Raw genomic sequence first — 22587 nt, forward strand, 5'->3', positions numbered from 1 at the left:
CGTGCGCACCCGCGCGCCCGCGCCCGCGCCCGCCCACGCCCGCCGTCGCGTCCACGCAAGATTGCCAGCCCGTCCATCAACTGCCCGCTCGTCTATCCGACCATTCGACCATCCGGTCACCCGACCACGAGGAGGAGCCTGTGGATATCGTTCGTGTTACCGGCCTCGTCAAGCGCTACGGAGATTTGCTTGCGCTCGACCACTTCGATCTGTCCATCAAACAGGGCGAGATATTCGGCCTGCTCGGCCCCAACGGCAGCGGCAAGACCACGGCCATCAACTGCATGCTGCAGCTTCTCACCTACGACCGCGGCTCCATCGAGCTCTTCGGGGAGGCCATGGCGCCCACGCGCTACGACCTCAAGCGGCGCATCGGCATGGTGCCGCAGCAGGTCGCGGTGCTCGAGGAGCTCACCGTGCGCGAGAACATTGACTTCTTCTGCTCGCTCTACGTGCGCGACCGCGCCCGCCGCCGGGCGTTGGTAGACGAGGCGATCGAGTTCGTCGACCTCGGAGATTACGTGCGGTTCCGCCCGAAGAAGCTCTCGGGTGGCCTGCTGCGCCGCCTTAACATCGCCTGCGGCATCGCCCATAAGCCCGAGCTCATCTTCTTCGATGAGCCCACGGTCGCCGTGGATCCGCAGAGTCGCAATGCCATTCTCTCGGGCATCCAGGGCCTGCGCGACGAGGGAGCAACGGTGGTCTATACCAGCCATTACATGGAAGAGGTCGAGCAGATCTGCTCTCAGATCATGATCATGGACCGCGGGCGCGTGCTGGCGCAGGGCACCAATGAAGAGCTCAAGCGCATGGTATCTACGGGCGAGAAAATCGTGGTAGAACTTTCCGAGCTTCCCGCTCGCGTGCTCGAACGCCTACGCGCTCTCCCGCATGTGCTCGACGCCGCGTTCGCCGATGGAGAGCTTACGGTCCGCTGCGAGGCGAGCCCGCACAACCTCGTCGATGTGCTCGGCGTGTTGGGGGCGGCGCGCATCGTACCCGGGCGCGTTTGGGCCGAGCCACCCACCTTGAACGACGTGTTCCTCGAGCTTACCGGCCGCGAACTGCGCGATTAGGGGGCTCACATGAGAAGCACGTTCAAAGCCACCGTCAAAATGCTCCTGCGCACGCCAGGGGCGATCGTGTGGGCGCTGGCGTTCCCCATCCTCATGGCAACACTGTTCATGTTCATGTTCTCGAGCATGCGCACCGACGGTACGGTCGACGCCGTGCCCGTGGCGGTTGTAGCAGATGGCGCATGGGAAGAATCAACGTTTTCGCAGGTCATCGAGAGCCTTGCATCGGGTGACGACGCGCTTGTGGCCGTGCGGGAGGTAGATGATGCAGCCGAGGCCCGCTCACTTCTTGAGGAGGGCGAGGTAGACGGCACGTTCGAGGTCGACGAGGCGGGCGTTCCGCACCTTACGGTCGCGCCCGAGTCCTCGGACGCCCACCAAGGCGAGCGCGGCCGGTCCTACGGCATCAATCGGTCAATCCTAGAGACGCTCGCAAGCTCTTACGTGCAGTCGGCGGCACTGATCGAGGAGGTTGCCGCATCCGATCCCGCCGCGCTCGCCGACCCCGCGGCCGTGGCCCGCGCGCTCTCGCTCGAGGCTGGCTCGGAGCGCGTGTCGCTCACCCGGGGCACGCCCGACGAGACGGTGCGCTACTACTACGCCCTCATGGGCATGGCAGCGCTCTTCGCGTCGCAGCTCTCCATGCTTGCCGTGGCGAACATCCGGCCCACTGCCTCGGCCGCCGCCGCGCGGCGCTCTATCGCCGGGGTGAGCCGTGTCCGGCAACTTGCCGGCGCGCTCGCAGGATCATGGCTGCTTTCGGTCGCGTTCCTTACGATTGCTTTCTGCTATGTCCGCTTCGTGGTGAACATCGACTTCGCGGGGCGCGAGGTGCTCTGCCTGGTTGGCATCGCCGGTAGCGCGTTCATGGCGGCGGGGCTCGGCTCGCTGGTGGGCTCGCTTCCGCTCCACGGGGGAGCCTCTGCCGGATCGGGCATCCTTACGGGCCTCACCTGTGTCCTTTCCATCTTCGCGGGGCTTTACGGCGAGCCCACCATGAAGCTCGCCGACGCCATCGCTCGCGCGGTGCCGGTCTCCGCGTGGATCAACCCGACCAAGCTCGTTTGCGACCTGTTCCACAGCCTGTACTTCTACGAATCGCTCGCGCCGTTCGCCGCGCGCCTTGCGGCCTGCATCGCTTGGGGAGTCGTGTTCTTCGCGTTCGCGGCGCCGTTGTTCAGGAGGCAACGCTATGCGCATCTGTAAATCGGTCTTTGGCATCGCCTTGGCGCATCCCATCTATCTGGGCGTCTACGTGGTGTTTCTTTCGCTTCTGGGAATCTTTCTCACCGGCGGGTCTACCTATGTGGACACCGCTGGCACCACCTATGTGGCGGAGCCGGCGAACTTGGCGGTGGTCGATCGCGACGGTTCGGCGCTCTCGCAGGCGCTTGAGGTCTATCTTGCAGACATGCATAACGTCTCGGACGTGGCAGACGATGAGTTCGCCCTGCAAGATGCGCTCGCCACCAACACGGTTGACGCGGTGGTCATCGTTCCGGAGGGTTTCGGGTCGGATTGCTTGGCGGCGGCGCGTGCGGGGGAGGAGCTCCCGAAGGTCGAGGTCGCGTACGGTGGCTACACGCAGGCGTCCGCGCTGGCCGAGCAGCAGGCGGTGCAGTGGGTCCAACTGGCCGGGGCTGCTGCGGCGCTGGAGCCCGAGGCGGACGTTTCGCGGATTGCGGAGCTTGCTGCCGCTGCGACCGCCGAGCGAGCCGATACCGAGGTGATCGAGGTTTCGTCGTCGCGAGGGCCTTCGTACCTGCTTGGCGCGTACTTAAGTTTCAGCACGTACACCATCGTGTGCTCCGTTGTGGTCTGCGTGGGCCTCGTGCTCACCAAGATGAGCGAGCAGGATGTTCGCCGGCGCATGCTCGTGTCGCCCACGCGCCCGTGGCGCTTGAGCGCCGGAGTGCTCGTAGCATGCCTGGCGCTCGTGCTGTGCGTCTGGGCGCTCACGAGCGCGGTGGGAGTCATCTCGAGCGGGGCGCTTGCCAACGGTGTGGGCGCAGTGCAGATTGCGCTCGCACTCGGCGCGATGCTCGCCTTTTCCCTTGTTCCGCTCGCGCTTGCCTTCACGCTCTCTCAGCTGGGATTTCGTGAGGAAGGGCTCAATGCCCTGGGTAATCTTGGGGGCATGGTGTCCTCGTTTTTGGGAGGGGCGTGGGTGCCTATAGCGCTTTTGGGCGACGCCGTTCAGACAGCCGCGCTCTTTTCGCCCGCGTACTGGACAAACGATGCCGTCGCCGCTGCGTTGACCTCTCCCTCGATTACCGAAGAGCTTCTCTTGCGCATGGGAACCGATGTGGGCGTTACCTTGCTTTTTGCCGTCGCCTTCACGGCAGTGGGGCTTGCTTTGGGGCGCGCCCGTCCGAGGGCGTAGCCGGGAAGTCCGCATGTCGTGAACATGCGCGATGGGGAAATTGGGTTTATCGGAGGGACCGCCGCCGCGGCGCGCCAAGAGCAATGGTCAGCGATTCCCTCGGGAAGTGCCGTTTGCCGGGCGCCGGAGACGCCTGGCAGACGAGTCGGGGAGCGTCCGGCAGACGAGTCGGGGGCGTACTGCCGTCGAGTTTTCAACTTTTGGGCACTTTCCCGCGCGCACGGCAGGTACGGGCGAACGGGGCGGAGGAAAAAGTGCAGCTCAGAGGGCCTGCGCCCTCCCGGCCGCGGCGCGGCTACTCGAGCCCATCGCCGCGAAGTGCGCAAAAGTTGCAATCCCGTTCACCCTCGATGGCAAAGCCAGCGATTCCCTAGCGGCGGCGCGGGGTGCGCATCCGGAACAGGCCGTGCTGGTTGCAGAAGAAGTAAAGGTATCCCGATCCGTTTGCGGGGATGCGGACCTCTGCCTCCTGCTCGGGATACAGCTTGGTGAGCTGGATGACGCCCGAGGTTACGTAGGCGATAAAGCTGATGTAGTGCTGCTTGGTCATGGGGTGGTCGATCAGCACATGCCACGATCCGTCGAGGTAGGTTACGGTGGCGTTATGGTGCTCGTCGGGCTCCTCTGCTTCCTGGGAAATCAGCTGGCTTCCGCAACAGGAAAACGATCCTTCGCCAAGGGCATGGACAACGTTGCCGCAGATAGGGCAAACGTAGAAGCGAGAGCGAAGCATGTTGCCGGCGCGGTTGGCGTTTTGGCGCACATCGCCCGTGAGAAGCTCGGCTACCGACACCCCGAGCGCTGCAGCGAGCGATTCGATGAGCGAGATGTCGGGAAGGCCCCGGCCGCTTTCCCATTTGGAAACCGCTTTGTCGGTAACGCCGACGGCTTCGGCAAGGGCGCGCTGGGTGAGTCCCTGCTGTTCACGCAGGGTTCGGATGGTATCTGCAGTGATGTAGGTGCTCATGGCATCCTTTCGCGTTGTGTGGTCATGGAGTGCATCGAGGTATGACGGTCGCTCGATTGGTGCCGGCACCGCTCATTATGTACGCCGATTCGGCCGGGCGCTACCTACGGACCGTAGAGCGTGAATCGTAGACATCCGGTGTCTACGATTCACATGGTTCGTGGGAACCGGGTGCCTGCGAACCATGCGGCACCCCGCGGACCTCGATTTGGTGCATGACTCGCGAACACCCGGTGTCTACGATTGCATGACTCGCGAACACCCGGTGTCTACGATTCACGAGTTTGGTGTACGCGCGCTACAATGGCACAGACGAGGGCGTCCTCATGTTGGGTGCCATGGCATGAGGAGGGCACATGGACGATTTGCCTGTCGGGCAACCCGCCGATCGCGGCGACCGGCCCGCTGCGTCCGGCGACTGGCCCGCGACCCAGCACTACAAGTTCTTCAACCATACGGCATGCGAATTCTATCCGTGCCACGATATGCCCGCCGAGCAGCTCAATTGCTTATTCTGCTTCTGCCCGCTCTACTGCTTGGGCAGCACCTGCGGGGGCAATTTCAGCTATATCGGAGATATCAAGGATTGCAGCGCGTGCACGCTGCCGCACCGCGTGGAAAACTACGAGTACCTCATGCGGCAGTTTGAACGTGTTTCCAATCTTGCTAAGAGCACGGGGCAGGCGCCTCGGGGGCGCGCCGTATGCGAGAATGATGGCACCGACTGAGAGGGGCTTTGCATGAGTTCACATGAACGTGAAGTGATCGGCGTCGACGACCGCGTGTCGGTTGGTCGCGCCATCCCGCTAGGCATCCAGCATATGATGAGCATGTTCGGCTCGACGGTGCTCGTGCCCGTGCTCACGGGGCTCGATCCCAACGTGGCCATCATGTGCTCGGGTATCGGCACCATCTGCTATCTGCTGGTTACGGGTAACAAGATCCCCAGTTACCTGGGCAGCTCCTTTGCCTTCATCAGCCCCATTCTCGCCGTGGGCGCCACGCAGGGGCTCGACGCCGCCATGTCCGGTGTCGTGGTCGCGGGCCTCGTGTTTTTGGCGGTTGCCGGCATCGTTAGGCTTGCTGGTACCGGCTGGATCGACCGCTTGCTGCCGCCGGTGCTCGTGGCGTCGGTGATGGTGGTCATCGGCGTGGGGCTTTCGGCTACGGCGGTCGATATGGCCTTCATGCAGGATCTCCCCGATGTAACATCGGCGTTCTATGGCTTGGGAGCCGTCGTTGCCGCCATCACGCTCGTTGCAGCCGTGGTGTTCTCCAGCATGGGAGGCATCTTCGGCACCATTCCGGTGCTTCTGGCCATCATCGTGGGCTATGTGGTGTCGGTCCCGCTCGGGCTCGTGGACTTCGCCCCCGTGGCCGAGGCCGCGTGGATCGGCTTGCCGAACATCTCCACTCCGCGCTTCGATGTGGGCGCCATTGCGCTCGTGGCTCCTGTGGCCATCGTCGTGGTGATCGAGCACATCGGCCACCTGCTTGCCGTGGGCGAGATCGTGGGCAAGGATTACCGCGAGATGCTGCCGCGCTCGCTCGCGGGCGACGGTATCTCCACCATGATTTCCGGCTTCCTGGGCGGCCCTCCCACCACCACCTATGCCGAGAACATCGGCGTCATGAGCGTAACGCGCGTGTATTCCACGCAGATCTTCTGGTATGCAGGCGGCTTCGCGCTCGTTATCGGCGGTTTCTGCCCCAAGTTGGCGGCGCTCATCCAGTCCATCCCGAGCCCGGTCATGGGCGGCGTGTGCCTCTTGCTCTTTGGTCTCATCGCCTCGAACGGCCTGCGCATGCTCGTCTCCAACAAGGTTGATTTCGACGTCAACCGCAACCTCATGATCGCATCGGTCGTCATCATCGTAGGCGTGGGTATGGAGACCTCGGGCATCTCGATTCCCATCGGCGACTACACGCTTCCCGGCATGGCCACCTCGGCGCTTGCGGGCATTCTGCTCAACCTGATTCTGCCGGGCGGGCGCCAGGAGAGCTGCTAGGAAACGCTGATTATTGGGCACCGGAGCTGTCCGTCCCGCGAGGTTTCAACTTTTGGGCGCTTCCCGACGCGGCGGGCGGGCACAGGCGGGCGAGGGGAAGGGAAAGGCGCAGCTCAGGCGGCCGGCGCCCTCCCGGCCGCGGCGTGGATACCCTGGCCCTCCGCTCCGAAGTGCCCAAAAGCTGAAATCGCGATCGCCCCTAAGATAAAATCAGCGTTTCCCTAGCGCGTTTTGTGCCGAATGGCGGGCTGGCCGTGCCGAGCGGCGGCCCTCCGAGCCGAATGGCGGGCTGGTCCCTCCGCATCGCGCGCCTCGCTCCAAATAGCCGTCCCGCGCCGGACCACCGCTCCGTGTGTTGTACACTTGATGTATACAACGCGACACGCCGCAGCGGCGCCAAAGCTTTTCGCAGAATTCTGAGGTACGGCCATGCAGATCTCTTCCCGCTTCACCATCGCGGTGCATACCTTGCTGTGCATCGCGCGGTTTTCGGGCTCGCAGAAAGTGACCTCGGCGTTTATCGCGGGGAGCGTGAACGTGAATCCGGTCGTCATTCGAAGGACGCTCGGGCAGCTCAAGGAGGCGGGTATCGTACTGGTCGAGGCGGGTGTGGGCGGTGCTACGCTTGCGCGCCCTGCGGAGCGCATCACCTTGCTCGACGTGTACCGGGCGGTCGATTGCGTGCAGGGCGACCTGTTCAGCTTCCATGCCAACCCCAATCCGGAGTGCCCGGTGGGGCGCAACGTGCATGCGGTGCTCGATGGCGAGGTTGCTGCGGCGCAGCATGCGCTCGAACAGCGGCTGAGCGAGACGACGATCGCCGATCTAGACGCGGAGGTCGAACTTCAGCTTGCAAAGGAGGGTTCCCATGCCTAGCCCCGCACTAAGTTCCTCGCCTTGCGATGATTGCACGGTCTTGCGCAGTGAGCGTTTGCTGCTGCGTCCTTGGAACGTCGATGATGCGCCCGCTCTCTTCGAGCTCGCGCGCGATCCGCGGGTAGGGCCGCCGGCGGGCTGGGCGCCGCATGCGAGCGTTGACGAGAGCCGGCAGGTGATTCGAGACGTGCTGTCCGCGCCCCATTGCTTCGCCGCGTTTCTTGAAGATGGCGGCGCCTTGGTCGGCTGCGTTGGCCTTACGCCGGCGGAGGCGTCGAGCGCTGCAGGCGAGGGAGAGGCCGAGCTGGGTTATTGGCTCGGTGTGCCGTTCTGGGGTAAGGGACTTGCTACGGAGGCGTCCCGCGAGCTTGTTCGATACGGCTTTACCGAGCTGGGGCTTTCGGCAATTTGGGCCTGCTATTACGAGGGAAATGAGCGCTCCCACCGGGTGATGGAGCGCTTGGGCATGGCGTACCAACGCAGCGCGGAATGCGACGTGCCCTTGCTCGGCGAGCGGCGCGTGGAGCACTGCATGTGCTTGTCGCGCGACGCATGGGCGGCTGCTTGCTAAGGCGAGTGGCGGAGCCTCGTGTGATTCGATGTAAATAAACAAGGTGACGCGTGCGTACAACTTGCCCGCGCAGCGCGTGATTCATACGGTCGGCCCCATTGCGGGAGGGAGGCCGAGCGACCGGCACCGCGACGAGCTTGCCCGGTGCTATACGGCCTGCCTGGATGCGGCGGCAGGCGAGGGGCTCGGCAGCATTGCGTTCTGTTGCATCAGCACGGGCGTGTTCGGTTTCCCGCGCGATGAAGCGGCGCAAATCGCCGTGCGAACCGTTCGCGTGGCTTGGCGCACATCCAAGCGCTTGCCTGCGCGTCATCTTCAACGTGTTCCTCGACGAGGATGCCGCGATCTACCGGCACCTGCTCAGCGCGTAGTAGATTTGAGCCTGCCAGTTTCTCACTGGAATTCCCGGTCAATCTCCCGGCAAGGACCTAAGCGCTGTTACCAAGCAGGGGGCTGATCGAGAGGATTCTCTCTGCAACCTCTTCTGGCGTGAGCGCGGTGGTATCGATAAGCGTGCTGTCTAGGGTAGGGTAAAGCGGCAGGCGCGCAACGCTTCGTGCAATAACGTCGTCTGTGCGCTTGCCAGCGGAAACGTCGCGTGCCAGCCGTTCGCGCAACGCCGCTTCCGAGCAGGTGAGCGATATGTTCACGACACGGCAGCCGGTTTCCGCAAGAGAAAGGTTCGCGCGTATCGCATCGATAATCGCCTGCTCGTGCATCACCCAACAGAACACAACGTTCTCATAGGCGCTGCAACGCAAAAAGTTGCCGAGCACGTGGCAGATATTGTCGAGCACCATCGTACGCGTTTCGTCCGTCACGATGAAGGGGTCTGCGCTCCAGCACCAATCGCCATCAAGCATCACGGCGGCGGGGAGCGCATCGCGCAGGCGCTGGGCGACCGTCGATTTGCCCACCCCCATGGTGCCGCTGATGAGATACAAGGTCTTCATGTGCTTCCTCCCGAGCGGAGCCTTCGCAGATTGCGGCATGCCGCTTCTGCTATAAGCTTGCCATATCTTACGTGTGAGGAGGCGCCCATGACGAGCCTTACCAAGAAAGAGCTGCTCGCACAGTCCCTAGCTCGGCATCATGTGCTGCAGCGCGCCACCCGGCTCCAGGTCGTGTCGGACCTCTGCGGCCTGCAGGCCCAGTTTGCCACCGGTCCGCGCGAGGCGCTGCGCATTCGGGCGCGAGACTACGCCGAGGACGGCTGGGACCGGGGGCTTGTCAAGATCTGGTCGCATCGCGGCACCATCCATGTGGTGCCGGCGAGCGAGCTCGGCTTGCATCTCTCGGCGCGCGGCAGTACGGCCTCGCTTATCGAGGCATGGCATGGCTGGGGTATCCCGCTGAACGAGGTCGAACGTTGGGCCGATGTTATCCTCGAGCGAGCTGCTGCAGGCATGGGAGAACGCGAGGAGCTCAAGCGGGCCTGCGTGGCTGCCGGTATGGCCCCGGAGCTCGTGCCGCGCATCTTCAACGGATGGGGCGGCTTGCTTAAGGAGATGTGCGACCGCGGCATGCTCGTGTACGAGGCGGGCACGTCCAAGCGCTTCACGCTCCCTCCCGAGGAGCCCGTATGGATGCCTCGAGACGAGGCACGAGCGATGTTCGTCCGTCGATACTTCGAGCATTTTGGCCCGGCGACCATAGCGGACTGCGCGGCGTTTCTTGGGTATCCATCGAGCGAGGTGGCGGGGCTCGTGTGCCGCGCCGGGTTGTCGCTGCGCAGGGTGACATGCGACGGCATCGAGCTCTTCTATCTTGGAGACCTCGATCCCGAGGCGCGTGTGCCCGGATGCGTGTACTTGGCGGGCTTTGACCAGCTCGTGCTGGGATACCGCAACCGATCCCGGTTTGCTCGCACCGAGGATCTGCCCCACATCACCAACAGGGCGGGCATCGTGTTTCCCATCGTGCTCTATCGCGGCCGCGCCTGCGCGCGCTGGAAGCTTGTGGGCAAGCGCCTGTCCATCACGGAATTCCGCCCGCTTTCTCAAACGGCGCGCGATGCAATCGCTGCGCGTGGGCGCAGGCTTTTTGCGGGGAGGCGCATCGTGGTGGGCTTTCAAACCGAGGCGGACCTTCCCGCGCCAAAGCCGTTTAACCTCAATACGCTGCCCAGTGCGCTTCGCGGCTCATCTGAGGGCTAACGGCCGCGGCGCTTTCGGATGCGCTGGGTAAGCTTTATCGGCTGGATGATAGTTCTCGACCGGCTTGCATTCTTCCAGATGCGTTGCATAGGCGGTGCTCGTTCGGAGTGCCGATCTATCTATCGAGGTAGACTGATGGCGACAAGGGAGGCGTATATGCAGTTCAAGACGGTGTGCCCGTCGCCGCTGGGCGACATGCTCTTGGCAAGCGACGGCGCGGCGCTCACGGGTTTGTGGTTCGTGGGGCAGGCGTATTGCGGTGCGGGTTTGCCAGCCGATGCGGCGGATGCTCCAGAGTTGCCGGTTTTCGAGCTCGCGCAAGCATGGCTTGAGTCATATTTTGCAGGTGAAATGCCGAAGGAGTGCGCGGGTGCGCCCGCTGGCCCGGGGCCGAGGCCGCCGGCTGGCGAGTTGCTTCGGCTTGAACTTCTTGGTACGCCGTTCCAACGAATGGTCTGGGAGGCATTGCAGCGCATCCCGTATGGCGAGACGACAACGTACGGCAAGCTTGCCCAGAGCATCAAAGAGCGTCGCGGTACGCCAACTTCTGCCCGCGCGGTTGGCGCGGCGGTGGGCAGGAATCCTGCCTCGCTCATCGTGCCGTGTCATCGCGTGACGGGGGCGGATGGCTCGCTCACAGGATATGCCGGCGGCCTCTGGCGCAAGCGGGCGCTGCTTGCGCTCGAGCGCCGGGGCATAACCGTTGGGGAGGAACAGCGCCCGTCGAGTGAGCTCGTCGCCCGGTTGCTCGACATATGGGAAGGGTCTGTCCGTGCGACGCACGCCTTTCTGGCCGAGGCGGACATTCAGCGCTTGCGTGGCATGGTCCCGCAGGCCATAGCGGAGGTTCCTCATCTGCTTGTGGCGCGCCGGGGCGGTGCGCCGGTGGGATTTGCCGGAACCGACGGCGCGTTTCTCGAGATGCTCTTCGTTGCGGACGATGCGCGGGGTTCGGGCGTCGGCCGGCTGCTGCTTGAGCGCGCAACAGAGCTTCTCGGCGTTACTGAGCTCTCGGTCAACGAGCAAAATCCGCAGGCCATAGGGTTTTACGAGCATATGGGCTTCGTGACTTATCGAAGAACGGATACCGACACGCAAGGCGATCCGTTTCCGCTGCTTTACATGAAGCGGGCGGATGCGTGAGGCTCGCGAGGCGCTCGACCAACGGGGCGCTTTGTTCGTGGTTGAGTGCAAGTGGTGTATAACCTGCACACCTTCGGGAAAAAGCGCTGCTAAGATACGAACGCAAAGGGAGTTTCCGTGCAGACCAAAGGCATGCCCGACGGCAACGAGGCAACGAATCCGCAAACAAGAAAAGGGCATCACTCGCAGCCGAAGCGAGAGAAAGCAAAGGGGATCTCTCAAATGATTGCAGGCATTGCTGTGGCAGCCATTGGTGTCCCGCTGTGCGTACTGCCTGGTCCCGGCGTGGCGGTCATTGCTTGCGGGGTGGCGCTGGCGAGCAAGGGGCAGCGCACCTATTCAGGCCGGAAGCCGACCAAGGTGGAGCGCAAGCTTGATGCTGCTGCAGAAAAGCTTGGCAGCGCCGCCAAAAAAGAGGCGGGAAAGATCGCGAAGACAGCGGCGTGGGAAGCTCCCGTAGTGGCAGAAAAGGCGGCCCGAGCTGCGGGCAAAGGAATTGCGGCGGCAGCTACGGCAGGAGGCAAGCTTGCGGCTGCCGGCGGCAAGGCGGTCGGAGATGCGGTCGCGCGCAAGCGTCGCGAACGGGATGCAGGAGCTTCGGCCGGCGGCAAAGCGCCAAAGAACGCATAGGGCATGGTTGTGCGAAGTTTTGCTGTCACAATGCGCACGATAGGTCAAAGGAACGCGCTGTGATTCTCGCCCCTTCGCATGGGAAGACGCTGGAAATCAACGATGCGTTGTGGCAAAGCCAATGTTTTTTCTCGATGCTCGGGCTCTTTCTGGCAGTTATTTCAGATATGCGCGATTGACGGGCGTGCGAAGTGGCGCTAAGGCGCAAGAATGGACCAAGCTGTCAGTTTCGAGTGTCGCTTTCCTGCGGTTTTATCATCGTTCTGTGGATGTCTCGGTGTTTTACAGCGACAGCTACGCAAGTCAATCGCGCATATCTGAAATAACTGCCAGAAAAATGGGGCCTGCTGTGAAAAAGCGCATCAGGGCGACGCAATACGTCCTCGTGATGTACGTCCTAGCAATGGCAGCGCCTCGCCGGCATAGCTTCCTACACGAGCCGCTTGCCGCTGTCCCAGGCCTGGCCAACCTTCTCGCCCAGGGCGTAATATCCGCTCTGGAACTGGTCAAAGGCGAACGCGCCGAGTTTTGCGGGGTCGACTTTACCCTCTTCGTCGAGCACTGCCTCGTCGGCCAGCACATTTTCGATTTTGCCCAACACGCGCAGGCCGTAGGGTTGCTCCTGCATCTCGACCACGCTGCATTCGAGCGTGATGGGATACTGGTCCACCACCGGCGCGTCCACGCGGGCGCTCTTGGTGGCGGTCATGCCCGTGCGCTCAAACTTATCGGCCACCTTGTTTCCGCTCGCGATGCCAAAGTAGTCGCTTTCGTCCAGATGGGCCACGTCCGCGATGCTCAGCGTGAATGCACCGCGCTGCTCGATGTTCTTGGCGGTCTTGTGCCCGCGGCTGATGTTGAGCGCCACCATGTCGCGCGCGCAGATGCCGCCCCACGCCATGTTCATGACATCGACGCTGTCGTCGTCATTGTAGGTGGCGATCATAAGCACCGGCATAGGGTAAATCGCAGGCTGTACGCCCAGGTCCTTCTTCATGGTTCCTCCGTTCACTAGGGATTGGCGGCGGCGTAACTACCGCTGCTTCTGTGATACGCTTGAACACAAATCAAAGCAAGTACCGAAACTTATGACAGGTACTTACCATGCGGATAGTAAAGGGCGGGATATGGAGAAGTGCGTAGGAGAGAGAGCGTGCCGCGATGCATGGGCGTGTATTGAGGACGCGGACTTCGAGCAGACGGGCTTCTCGTATACGCTCTCCCTCATCCAGGGCAAGTACAAGATGGTGATCCTGTATTGCCTGATGGAATTCCAGCCGGTGCGCTTCAACGAGCTGCGTCGTTACCTCAAGACGGTTTCGGACAAAACGCTCAGCCGCGCCCTCAAGGAGCTCGAAGCCGACGGCCTGGTGTGGCGCGAGGCGTACCCGCAGATTCCGCCCAAGGTCGAGTACGGCCTTACCGAGCGCGGGGCGTCGCTCATGGAGGTACTCGATGCCATGTGCACCTGGGGCAGCAAGCACCGGGACTGGAAGAAGGCCGAGCCGTCTCATACGGAGGCCTCCTAGGCGCTATGCGGTCAGGCAGGCCGTCAGGTGCCGTGCCAACTCGATTTGCGCATGCGCCAAAGCGATTTGCTAGGCAAGGCTCGTGCCATTAGCGACAATAGGGGAGCAGGCAGGCTCGGGCAGGGGAGAGCGATGATTCACGATAAACTGGCGCTATTGCGGCGGCGTTCGGGAATGAGCCAGCAGGAGGTCGCCGCAACCATCGGGGTAACGCGGCAGACAGTAAGCAATTGGGAGCTCGGCCAGGGGTCTCCAGCGCTCGACAAGGCTGCTGAGCTTGCGCGACTCTACGGCGTGACGCTCGATGACCTCGTGTCCGACGAGGTCGATGTCGTGAGTACGGGGGCGCATGATGCCCCGCGCGACCTGCACGTGCTTAGGGGCCTCATGGGGCGGGCTGCGACGCTGGAACTTGTTGATGGGGTGCAGCAAGATGTAGAGCTGCTCGATGTGAGCTCGGCGTGGCTGCGCGTGTCCTGCACGGTCAAGCGCGCGCGGTTCGGTTCGCCGCGCGTGGAAAGCGAGCGCGTGATTCGCCTCATCGACCTCAACGACGTGTGTTCGATAGCGATCGGGGAGCGCCTCGCCGGCGGCTCGCGCGCGCCGCATGGACCCGCAAGGGAGGCGTAGCACATGGATAGCTTCATTCCCTTTGGCTATACGATGGCGATTCTCATCTTTGGCTTTGTCATCTACCTCGTGCTCTCGATGCCCACGAAGCGCGACCTCCGTAAGGCGACGCACCCCGATGCCGAGGCGCGCAGGTCCGCGGGGCTCGCGGCGGAACTGCGTGCGCGCAAAGGCGCCCGCTGCCGGCTTTTGCTTGGCGAAGTGCACTTCGTTGCGAACAGCTCTCAGATCGAGGGCGTGGTAGAAGATGTCGATGACGAATGGGTGCTGGTGAGAACGATGGGCTCCGGGCAGGGCGCGCGGTTGGTTGCCATGCGGCTCGAGCGCATAGCGGGGATCGAGGAATAAGAGCGGGCCACGCCGCAGACGGTGCGGTATGCTGAGTTGCCAAGGCGAAAGGGGGAGAAATGGACGAGCGAGATAGCTTTCGGCGAACATCGCTGCATGGTTGCGATGGCGCGCAGGCGTTTGCGGGGCGGAGTGCCCATGCGTCTGCACCGGCGGATCCCGCGGATACTGCCCTGTCGCTCGTTCGCATCTTGGTGCTCCCCGGTGCCGATGAGGATGCTGCCGAGCGTTTGGGCACTACAATCGGCGCGGTGCCGCTCTGCGATGAGCGTGTTCTCGACCCGTCCGATCTCGTCGTTCGCTTTGATGCGGATGGCGTGTCCCTGCAGCGTGGTGGGCTGAGCATGCGCGCGGATCTGGCCGCGATGCTCCCGCGCCTCAAGGCCGGGCGGCTCAATCGCGAACTGCTGGTTCGTGCCGCGCGCATCAAGGGCGCTCAGGTGGGCGAAAGCCCTCTGCGTGCTGTCGACGCGACGGCGGGCTTGGGCGAAGATGCGCTGCTGCTCGCTGCGGCCGGCTTCGAGGTGATGCTTTTCGAGCGTGACCCGATCATCGCCGCACTCCTGGCCGATAGCCTGCGCCGCGCGCGGGAGCATCCGCAGCTTGCCGATGCCGCGTCACGCATGCATCTCGCGGGTGCCGATAGCGTCGAAGCCATGCCGGCGATCGATCCGGCGCCCGATGTGATCTATCTCGACCCTATGTTTCCCGAACGGAGAAAGAGTGCGGCAGTAAAGAAGAAATTCCAGCTCATCCACTACCTCGAGCATCCGTGCGACGACCAGGAGGCGCTCATGCGCGCGGCTTTGGCGGCTCATCCGCGTAAGGTGGTCGTCAAGCGTCCGGTCAAGGGGCCGTATCTCGCCGGAATCAAGCCGAGCTACTCCCTTGCAGGCAAGAGCGTTCGCTACGACTGTATCGTTCCTGTCCAATGAGATAGGGCGGAGTGGGCGCTGGGGCCGCTTTGACCGGCGGCCTTGTTGCACGGCATGGTACTCTAGCACCGGGTATTCGATTACCGCCCGAAGCCGCCGTTCCGAATGCGAGGGTTCATGGCCACCTTGTTCATCGATGCTGACGCCTGCCCGGTCACGCGCGATGCCCTTGCGCTGGCACGAAAGTCGCACGCGCCCGTGGTCGTCGCGGGAAACACCACGCAGAATCTTGAACGGCACGTGCGCTCCGACGACCCGCGCTCGCCGATGGAGGCCAACGGGGGCTTCTGGGTGGAGACGCTTGCCGTTGGCGTGGGAGCCGACGCGGCGGATTTTGCCATCGCGGAGCGCCTGGAGCCGGGTGACATCGTGGTCACGCAGGACATTGGCTTGGCGAGCATGGCGCTTGGGCGCGGCGCAGCGGCAATCGGCGTGCGCGGACACGTTTACCGCAAAGAGACCATCGACATGCAGCTGTTTATTCGGCACGAGGAAAAGAAAGTGCGGCGCGCAGGGGGCCGCACCAAGGGACCCGCTGCCTTCACCGATGAGGATCGCGAGCGCTTCCGCGACAACCTACGCAGGCTGCTGCAGGTAGACGGCAGCGTTGAATGAGACAGATGTGCCAGGTTAAGTTGTCTCCAGACAGCATGAGACAGTTTAACCCGGCACATCTGTCTCACGTTGGTGGTTATGCCGCGGTAGATGGCAACGCCCAGGCCGCCCGCTCCAATGAACGAGGCGATGCCTGCAAGCGCGATGGTCATCGTGGCCATGCTGCGAATGCCGTTCATAATAATGAGCCCCTCGGTGTGCCGCGCGGGATGTTCGATGCTCGAGTCGGAAGGTTTTTCGCGACCCTCCGAGTAGATACCTTGCGCGAGCCAGCAAAAAGCGGGCCGTGTCGAACCAGAAGCTCGGTCTGCTCGGCCCATCGGTAAAAAACCTTCCGTCTCGAGGCTCGAGCTTTCTTACCGGAGAGAAAGGCGATGCACAAAGGAGCGTGGCCGCCCTGCTATGCGCGCGGTGCATGCCAACATGCCCAGAATGCGGTGTGCGCCGCCATTTTTCCGCCGGACAATGAAAACCGATTCCGTTGCCGAACAAGGAGGTCATACATGGTAGACGTGAAGAAGCGCGTGCTTGGCAAAAGCGGTATCGAGGTGTCTCCACTGGGGCTCGGTTGCATGGGGCTCACTCATGCAAGCGGCGACGCGATGGATACGCCCGCTGCCGTCCAGAACCGCTACTCCATGCTCGCGCGCTGGCACGAGCCGCTCTTTCCCGTGCTCGAGGAGCTCAATGTGGCGCTCGTGGCGTTCAGCCCCATGGCGAACGGCTTTTTGACCGGCGCGTATAGTCCGAAGACGAAGTTCGAGGGTGCGCAGGACTATCGTGACGGCATGCCTTAGTACACGCCTGAGGGCTATGAGAAGGATCGCGCGGTGCTGGGGCTCATCGGCGATCTTGCGCGCGAAAGGAACGCGACGATGGCTCAGATCTCGCTCGTGTGGATGCTCTGCAAGAAGACGTGCATCATCCCTATTCCGGGCAGCCGCAAGCCCGAGCGCCTGCGGGAAAACCTTGGAACCGCCCAGGTGACGCTTACGGCCGAGGAGGTCGCGCGCATCGATGCGGCGCTCGATGGCATGGACCTTGCCGTTTTCGGTGGCCACGCGCGGGCATAGGGTCCGGAGCGTGTGCAGGCGCGGCATAGGGTTCGTCGGCCTCGTGCACGGCGCCTGCGACATCATCTTGACTTGGAGCCGGCTTCAAGGGCTACGATGTCCTCGGCAACTAGCAGTTGAGTGAAAGGGGCTCCAATGGATTTCGATCTTGAGCAGCAGGCACGTGAGAGTCTCGGGGCGTCGAGCGCATTCCCGCTGGGCGAGCCCAACACTGCGTTCGCGCAGTACTTCATCGGCAACAGTTTCCTCGCGCCGCTCGCCGGCGGTGTGGCCAATGTGACCTTCGAGCCCGGTTGCCGCAACAACTGGCACGTGCATCACGGCGAGCGCCAGGTGCTCGTCTGCACCGGCGGGCGCGGTTGGTACCAGGAATGGGGCCAGCCCGCGCAAGAGCTTCATGCGGGCGACGTCGTGGACATTCAGCCCGAGGTGAAACACTGGCACGGCGCCGCCAAGGATTCTTGGTTCACGCACATTGCCATCGCCATGCCGGTCAAGGGGTGCGACGAGCAGTCTAATGAATGGCTCGAGCCCGTCGATGACGAGCAATACGGCAAGCTCGCCTAGCACGAAGCGGATATACCGAACGGTCAAAATGGGACGGGTCCATTTTGACGCAAGAGAGTGCCTCCCATCTGACCGTTCGTTGAAGCAGGGAATAGGAGACATATATGGCACAGTCAGATGCTGCCGCGGCCTACCTTGAGCGCATGAATCCCGGCGCCACGGGCTCGTTCGCGACCACCGATCCGGAGTTCGCCGAGCGATTCAATACGTTCGCCTTTGACGAGGTGGTCAACGAGGAGGCGGCTAAGCTGCCCGATCGCGTGCGCTTCCTCGCCATTCTCGCCGCGCTCATGGGTTGCCAGGGCGTCGATGAGTTCCGAGTCATGGTGGCGGGTGCTCTCAACTTCGGCGTGACGCCCGTCGAGGTCAAGGAAGTCGTCTACCAGGGCACGGTGTACCTCGGCATCGGCCGCACCCTCCCGTTCATCCGCGCGGTGAATGAAGTGCTCGAGGAGCGCGGCATCGAGTTGCCCCTTGAGGGCCAGGCAACCACCACGTTCGAGACGCGCCTCACCGCAGGAAACCAGGTGCAGGTCGATTACTTTGGCGAGGGTATGCGCGAGACCTGGCTCCATGGTCCCGCTGAGCGCGCTCATATCAACAAGTGGCTCGCCGACAACTGCTTCGGCGACTACTACACGCGCAACGGCCTGAGCGACCGCGACCGCGAGATGATCACCTTCTGCTTCATCGCGGCGCAGGGCGGCTGCGAGCCTCAGCTCACGAGCCATGCCATGGGTAATATGAACCTCGGCAACGACAAGGATTTCCTTTACCGCGTGGTCTCGCAATGCGTTCCCTATATCGGCTATCCGCGCAGCCTGAACGCACTTGCTTGCGTGGACAAGGCAGCCGAGCAGCTCAGCGCATAGCGATGAATCGTAGACACCGGGTGTCTACGATTCATGACGCGTGAATACCGGGTGTCCACGATTCACGGGCATTCTGGACGCGCCGCTTGTTTTTGGGCGAGATCCGGACACTGAAGGCGTTGCCGGGCGACTATCGTACGCTCGGGCGTTCTGAGCGTCCAGATCTTGCCCGAGAACGAGCGGTGCGTCCGTTTTCGCCCGAAAACCCCGGCGCGCCGGGGCGGTCGCGCACTGGGAGCCGCCGTATGCGAACGCCGTCGTGCCTCGCAAGCCGCCGCACGCCGGGGTCCGCCGCGGCCAAATGCCCCCGCTGCGGATGCTTAACATACCGCCGCCATTTGTTAGCAATTTGTAAACTCGTCGTTTACGCTGGGTAATGCTTCATAAGACTCATGTAATAACTGGCCGACGAGCACTTCTGCCAAGAATCGAACGCGTATGGTGCATTGCAGACGAGCGCAGGCGTCTGTCGATTTTGCCTGCGACCATCGTGCGTATTAGATTCTGGAAGGAGAATCGTTCATGTTCGATTATTCGTGCTCTCGTCGTCAGTTCCTCGGTTTCGCCGGTGGCATCGCCGCCGTCGCGGGCCTCGGCCTTGCCGGCTGCAGCGGCCAGACCACTACTGCCGGTTCCACCGGTAGCGCCGCCGCGGGCGCCAGCCTCTCCGGCACCATCAACTGCGGTGGCGCCACGTCGTTCCAGCCGCTCGTTGAGGCCGTGGCTGGCGATTTCCAGGATGCCAACCCCGATGTGGTCATCGCCATCTCCGGCGGCGGCTCGGGCGACGGCATCTCCGGCATCGTGGACGGCTCCCTCCAGATCGGCCGTTCCGACGTGTTCGCTGAGGAGAAGGTCGATGACGAGTCCCAGCTCGAGAACCTCGTCGACAACCAGGTCTGCATCGTGGGCATGGGCCCGATCGTGAACGCCAACGTCGACATCGACGACATCACCACCGAGCAGCTCGCTGGCATCTTCACCGGCCAGATTACCGACTGGTCCGAGGTGGGTGGCACTGCCGGCACCATCAACGTCATCAACCGCGAGGCCGGCTCCGGCACCCGTGCCACCTTCGAGGCCGCCGTGCTCCAGGGCGCCGAGGTCCCCGCGGACTTCACCCCGGTTGCCGAGGTTGACTCTTCGGGTACCGTCGTTGAGCAGGTTGCTGCCACCGAGGGCTCCATCTCCTACGTTGCCTTCAACTACTACGAGACCAACGAGGGCATCAAGGCGCTCAGCGTCGACGGCGTGGAGCCCACGCAGGAGAACGTCGAGAGCGGTGACTTCAACATCTGGGCCTACGAGCACATGTACACCCGTTCCGACGAGGACGAGGCCACGGCTGCCGTCACCCAGGCGTTCATCGACTACATCATGTCCGAGGACGTCCAGAGCACGACCGTCATCGAGCAGGGCTTCATCCCGGTGAGCAACATGAAGGTCAAGAAGGACGTCGACGGCAACGTCACTCCTGTCGAGTAGCGCGCCCGCAAAAGCGGTGCAGTGGTAGTACGACGGGGTACCTCTCGTTCGCGCGGGGTGCCCCGTTTTCTTTGGATTAGTCTGTGGAGAAAGGCGTCACATGGCTAAGGTTATGCCAAAACGCCGTCTGGAGAACATCGGGCTCACCATCACGGGTGCGTGCGTGGCCCTTGTGGCCCTCGTGGTGATCACCTTGATCTTCATGGTCGCCCAGCAGGGTCTGACCACGTTTTTCGTAGACGGCTTCGATCCCATCGCGTTCCTCACGGGAACGCACTGGATTCCCGAGCAGGATATGTACGGAGCGCTCCCCATGATCGTGGGTTCGTTCTCGGTCACCCTGCTCTCTACGATCATCGCTCTGCCCATCGCGCTTGGTTCGGCCATGTTCGTGGTGGAGATTGCGCCCGGTTTCGGCCGTCGCGTGTTCCAGCCGCTCGTCGAGCTGCTCGTGGGCATTCCTTCGGTCGTCTACGGCGTGCTCGGCCTTTATGTGGTGAACAGCGCCATGCGCATGATCTTCGGTGCTTCCGCGGGCACCGGCGCGGGCATCCTTTCCGGTGCCATCGTGCTGGCGGTCATGATCTTGCCCACGGTGACGACGCTCTCCATCGATGCGCTCGCTGCCGTGCCCAACGAGTACCGTGAGGGTTCCTACGCGCTTGGTTGCACCCGCTGGCAGACCATCTGGCACGTGGTGCTCAAGAGCGCTATGCCCTCGCTCATGACGGCGGTCATCTTGGGCATGACCCGCGCGTTCGGCGAGACCCTCGCCGTTCAGATGGTCATCGGCGGCGTTGAGCGCAACATGCCCACGGGGCTCCTCTCGCCGGCCTCGACCCTCACGGCCACCCTCACCTCCGGTCTTAACAACGCGGTGAGCGGCACCGAGTTCTACCATGCGCTGTGGTCGCTCGGCCTCATCCTGCTCGCCATGTCGCTCGTGTTCATCCTCATCATTCACCTCATCGGTCATAAGGGGGCGAAGCAGAATGGCTAACCAGGCAAACGCTCCGGCTGCAACTCCCGCGCAGCAGCGCGACCTTTCCGCTCATGTGGCTCGCATCGGCAAGCAGGATAAGATCGCAACCGGCATCCTGACGGCGATCGTTGGATTCGTCCTACTGCTCCTTGCCGCCATCATCGTCTACATCCTTGCGCGAGGCGGCGGCATCGCGCTCACGCCCGGGTTCCTCACCAACCCCTCCACCGACGAGGCGGTGTCGGGCATTCTGTACCAGCTGTTCGATTCGTTCTACATGCTGCTCATCACCCTGCTCATCTCGGTGCCCATCTCGCTTGGCGGCGCTATCTTCCTAGTGGAGTACGCGCCCGATAACTGGATCACCTCAGCGGCATCCACGGCCATCGAGACGCTTTCCAGCCTGCCCTCCATCGTCGTGGGCATGTTCGGCTCGCTTTTCTTCGTTGTGGTGATGGGCTGGGGCATCTCGATCATCTCGGGTGCTGTGGCGCTCACGATGTTCAACATCCCCATCCTGGTTCGCACCATCCAGCAGGCGCTCGAAGACGTGCCGCGCAGCCAGCGCGACGCCGCGCTCGCCATGGGGCTCACCCGCTGGGAGACCACCGTGAACGTGCTGCTCCCCGCTGCCATGCCCGCGATCGTGACCGGCATCGTCATCTCTGCGGGCCGCGTGTTCGGCGAAGCCGCCGCGCTCATCTTCACCTCGGGCTCCGCGCCCTCGCGCCTCAACTTCGCGAGCACGAACTTCATGAGCCCGACCAACCCGTTCAACATCTTCCGTCCCGCCTGCACGCTCGCCGTCTATATCTGGCGCCTCACCTCCGAGCCCACGCCGGGTTCGACCGAGATCGTGTGGGGCACGGCCACCGTGCTGCTCGTGTGCGTGCTGCTCTTCAACGTGCTCGCGCGCGTGCTGGGCAAGTTCCTCGCGAGGAGGCTGACCGCCGAATGAGTGACACCAACGCGCAGGCCGCGCTTCTCTCTACCAAGGATGTGACCGTTACCTACGACCTCACGCACGAGGCGCTCCACAAGACGAGCCTCGAGTTCCGCGCGGGCGAGGTCACGGCCCTCATCGGCCCCTCCGGCTGCGGCAAGTCCACCTTCCTGCGCTGCCTGAACCTCATGAACCGTGAGATTTCGCGCTGCAAGGTCGGCGGAGAGATCTTCTACCACGACCGCAACATCAACACCAAGACCGAGAACCTCTTTGAGCTGCGCAAGTCCATCGGCATGGTGTTCCAGCAGCCCACGCCGTTCCGCAAGTCCATTCGCGAGAACATCCTGTTCGCTCCCAAGAAGCACGGCCGCTTGCACGGCAAGGACGAGGAGGACGAGCTCGTGGAGACGTCGCTTCGCCAGGCGGCGCTCTGGGACGAGGTCAAGGACAAGCTGAAGCAGTCTGCCCACGCCCTTTCCGGTGGCCAGCAGCAGCGCCTGTGCATCGCCCGCACGCTTGCCATGAAGCCGGACGTGGTGCTCTATGACGAGCCGTGCTCGGCGCTCGACCCCATCTCGACCTACACGATCGAGGAGACCATTCGCTCGCTCTGCGACACGGGGCTCTGCCAAATCATCGTGACCCACAACATGGAGCAGGCGGGCCGCGTGAGCGACCGCACCGCCTTCTTCTACGTGGGCGATATGGTGGAAACGGGCACCACCCAGCAGATTTTCTCGGCACCCAAAGACCAGCGTCTTGCCGATTACCTGACGGGTAGGTTCGGCTGATGG

25 protein-coding genes and 2 pseudogenes are annotated in these 22587 nt (G+C 63.1%); 24 read left to right on the forward strand and 3 right to left on the reverse strand.

Annotated elements, in window-relative coordinates:
* Positions 1-140 precede the first annotated feature (140 nt).
* From HGEM_RS02035 to HGEM_RS02045, 3 genes are read left to right on the forward strand one after another with little or no spacing between them, the layout of a single operon-like run.
* A complete protein-coding gene (locus HGEM_RS02035; protein WP_019127736.1) occupies positions 141-1076 on the forward strand; it encodes an ABC transporter ATP-binding protein in 936 nt (311 codons plus the stop codon).
* A gap of 9 nt (positions 1077-1085) precedes the next feature.
* Positions 1086-2282 (forward strand): ABC transporter permease, encoded by a 1197-nt coding sequence (locus HGEM_RS02040; protein WP_019127737.1) that lies wholly within the window; start codon positions 1086-1088, stop codon positions 2280-2282.
* Positions 2269-3459: an ABC transporter permease gene (locus HGEM_RS02045; protein WP_019127738.1), complete on the forward strand. Its 1191-nt coding sequence runs from the start codon at positions 2269-2271 to the stop codon at positions 3457-3459. The genes HGEM_RS02040 and HGEM_RS02045 overlap by 14 nt, the downstream gene beginning before the upstream one ends.
* 370 nt (positions 3460-3829) lie before the next feature.
* On the opposite strand, the gene HGEM_RS02050 is transcribed toward HGEM_RS02045, so the two are convergent.
* Positions 3830-4426: a helix-turn-helix domain-containing protein gene (locus HGEM_RS02050; protein ID WP_019127739.1), complete on the reverse strand. Its 597-nt coding sequence runs from the start codon at positions 4424-4426 to the stop codon at positions 3830-3832.
* A 356-nt stretch (positions 4427-4782) separates the two neighbouring features.
* On the opposite strand from HGEM_RS02050, the gene HGEM_RS09635 reads away from it, so the two are divergent.
* From HGEM_RS09635 to HGEM_RS10570, 6 genes and pseudogenes are all read left to right on the forward strand, one after another.
* Positions 4783-5154 carry a cysteine-rich small domain-containing protein gene (locus tag HGEM_RS09635; protein ID WP_019127740.1) on the forward strand — a complete coding sequence of 124 codons (372 nt, stop codon included), beginning with the start codon at positions 4783-4785 and terminating at the stop codon, positions 5152-5154.
* A 12-nt stretch (positions 5155-5166) separates the two neighbouring features.
* Positions 5167-6435, forward strand: a complete 1269-nt coding sequence (locus tag HGEM_RS02060; RefSeq protein ID WP_019127741.1) for a uracil-xanthine permease family protein — start codon at positions 5167-5169, stop codon at positions 6433-6435.
* Between the two features lie 429 nt (positions 6436-6864).
* The gene (locus HGEM_RS02065; protein WP_019127742.1) at positions 6865-7311 is read left to right on the forward strand and encodes an Rrf2 family transcriptional regulator; all 447 of its coding nucleotides are present in this window, start codon (positions 6865-6867) and stop codon (positions 7309-7311) included.
* Positions 7304-7882: a GNAT family N-acetyltransferase gene (locus tag HGEM_RS02070; RefSeq protein WP_019127743.1), complete on the forward strand. Its 579-nt coding sequence runs from the start codon at positions 7304-7306 to the stop codon at positions 7880-7882. The genes HGEM_RS02065 and HGEM_RS02070 overlap by 8 nt, the downstream gene beginning before the upstream one ends.
* Positions 7883-7958: 76 nt before the next feature.
* Positions 7959-8081 (forward strand): annotated as a pseudogene (locus tag HGEM_RS10415) (macro domain-containing protein); the annotation flags it as partial.
* A 40-nt stretch (positions 8082-8121) separates the two neighbouring features.
* The gene (locus HGEM_RS10570; protein WP_019127744.1) at positions 8122-8253 is read left to right on the forward strand and encodes a hypothetical protein; all 132 of its coding nucleotides are present in this window, start codon (positions 8122-8124) and stop codon (positions 8251-8253) included.
* 57 nt (positions 8254-8310) lie between these two features.
* Here HGEM_RS10570 and HGEM_RS02075 read toward each other — a convergent pair whose 3' ends face one another.
* On the reverse strand, positions 8311-8835 hold the full coding sequence (locus HGEM_RS02075) for an AAA family ATPase (protein WP_019127745.1): 525 nt from the start codon (positions 8833-8835) through the stop codon (positions 8311-8313).
* An 87-nt stretch (positions 8836-8922) separates the two neighbouring features.
* Here HGEM_RS02075 and HGEM_RS02080 point away from each other — a divergent pair, with 87 nt between their 5' ends.
* The 3 genes from HGEM_RS02080 to HGEM_RS02090 all read left to right on the forward strand — a co-directional run bounded on the left by HGEM_RS02080 (position 8923) and on the right by HGEM_RS02090 (position 11811).
* Positions 8923-10038 carry a winged helix DNA-binding domain-containing protein gene (locus HGEM_RS02080; RefSeq protein WP_019127746.1) on the forward strand — a complete coding sequence of 372 codons (1116 nt, stop codon included), beginning with the start codon at positions 8923-8925 and terminating at the stop codon, positions 10036-10038.
* Between the two features lie 156 nt (positions 10039-10194).
* Complete coding sequence (locus tag HGEM_RS10420; RefSeq protein ID WP_019127747.1) at positions 10195-11181, forward strand: GNAT family N-acetyltransferase; 987 nt, start codon at positions 10195-10197, stop codon at positions 11179-11181.
* 117 nt (positions 11182-11298) lie between these two features.
* The gene (locus tag HGEM_RS02090; RefSeq protein WP_154646793.1) at positions 11299-11811 is read left to right on the forward strand and encodes a hypothetical protein; all 513 of its coding nucleotides are present in this window, start codon (positions 11299-11301) and stop codon (positions 11809-11811) included.
* Positions 11812-12241: 430 nt separating this feature from the next.
* Here HGEM_RS02090 and HGEM_RS02095 read toward each other — a convergent pair whose 3' ends face one another.
* Positions 12242-12808 carry a flavin reductase family protein gene (locus HGEM_RS02095; protein WP_019127750.1) on the reverse strand — a complete coding sequence of 189 codons (567 nt, stop codon included), beginning with the start codon at positions 12806-12808 and terminating at the stop codon, positions 12242-12244.
* Positions 12809-12938: 130 nt separating this feature from the next.
* Here HGEM_RS02095 and HGEM_RS02100 point away from each other — a divergent pair, with 130 nt between their 5' ends.
* From HGEM_RS02100 to HGEM_RS02155, 12 genes and pseudogenes are all read left to right on the forward strand, one after another.
* Complete coding sequence (locus HGEM_RS02100; protein WP_019127751.1) at positions 12939-13340, forward strand: winged helix-turn-helix transcriptional regulator; 402 nt, start codon at positions 12939-12941, stop codon at positions 13338-13340.
* Between the two features lie 132 nt (positions 13341-13472).
* Positions 13473-13970 (forward strand): helix-turn-helix transcriptional regulator, encoded by a 498-nt coding sequence (locus HGEM_RS02105; protein WP_051008425.1) that lies wholly within the window; start codon positions 13473-13475, stop codon positions 13968-13970.
* A 3-nt stretch (positions 13971-13973) separates the two neighbouring features.
* Positions 13974-14318 carry a hypothetical protein gene (locus tag HGEM_RS02110; protein WP_019127753.1) on the forward strand — a complete coding sequence of 115 codons (345 nt, stop codon included), beginning with the start codon at positions 13974-13976 and terminating at the stop codon, positions 14316-14318.
* Between the two features lie 59 nt (positions 14319-14377).
* Complete coding sequence (locus HGEM_RS02115; RefSeq protein ID WP_019127754.1) at positions 14378-15253, forward strand: class I SAM-dependent methyltransferase; 876 nt, start codon at positions 14378-14380, stop codon at positions 15251-15253.
* Positions 15254-15370: 117 nt separating this feature from the next.
* A complete protein-coding gene (locus HGEM_RS02120) occupies positions 15371-15868 on the forward strand; it encodes a YaiI/YqxD family protein (RefSeq protein WP_019127755.1) in 498 nt (165 codons plus the stop codon).
* 602 nt (positions 15869-16470) lie between these two features.
* Positions 16471-16941: pseudogene (locus HGEM_RS10425) on the forward strand (aldo/keto reductase).
* Between the two features lie 135 nt (positions 16942-17076).
* Entirely contained in the window at positions 17077-17508 is a 432-nt protein-coding gene (locus tag HGEM_RS02130; protein ID WP_019127758.1) for a cupin domain-containing protein, read from the forward strand.
* Between the two features lie 104 nt (positions 17509-17612).
* Entirely contained in the window at positions 17613-18380 is a 768-nt protein-coding gene (locus tag HGEM_RS02135) for a carboxymuconolactone decarboxylase family protein (RefSeq protein WP_019127759.1), read from the forward strand.
* 522 nt (positions 18381-18902) lie between these two features.
* Positions 18903-19865, forward strand: coding sequence for a phosphate ABC transporter substrate-binding protein (locus HGEM_RS02140; RefSeq protein WP_019127760.1), 963 nt, complete (start codon positions 18903-18905; stop codon positions 19863-19865).
* A gap of 100 nt (positions 19866-19965) precedes the next feature.
* The gene (pstC, locus tag HGEM_RS02145) at positions 19966-20865 is read left to right on the forward strand and encodes a phosphate ABC transporter permease subunit PstC (RefSeq protein ID WP_019127761.1); all 900 of its coding nucleotides are present in this window, start codon (positions 19966-19968) and stop codon (positions 20863-20865) included.
* Positions 20858-21805 (forward strand): phosphate ABC transporter permease PstA, encoded by a 948-nt coding sequence (gene pstA, locus HGEM_RS02150; RefSeq protein ID WP_019127762.1) that lies wholly within the window; start codon positions 20858-20860, stop codon positions 21803-21805. The genes pstC and pstA overlap by 8 nt, the downstream gene beginning before the upstream one ends.
* Positions 21802-22584, forward strand: a complete 783-nt coding sequence (locus HGEM_RS02155) for a phosphate ABC transporter ATP-binding protein (RefSeq protein ID WP_019127763.1) — start codon at positions 21802-21804, stop codon at positions 22582-22584. The genes pstA and HGEM_RS02155 overlap by 4 nt, the downstream gene beginning before the upstream one ends.
* Positions 22585-22587: the final 3 nt, after the last annotated feature.

It is taken from the genome of Enorma massiliensis phI (assembly GCF_000311845.1).
GTDB classification, from domain to species: Bacteria; Actinomycetota; Coriobacteriia; order Coriobacteriales; family Coriobacteriaceae; genus Enorma; species Enorma massiliensis.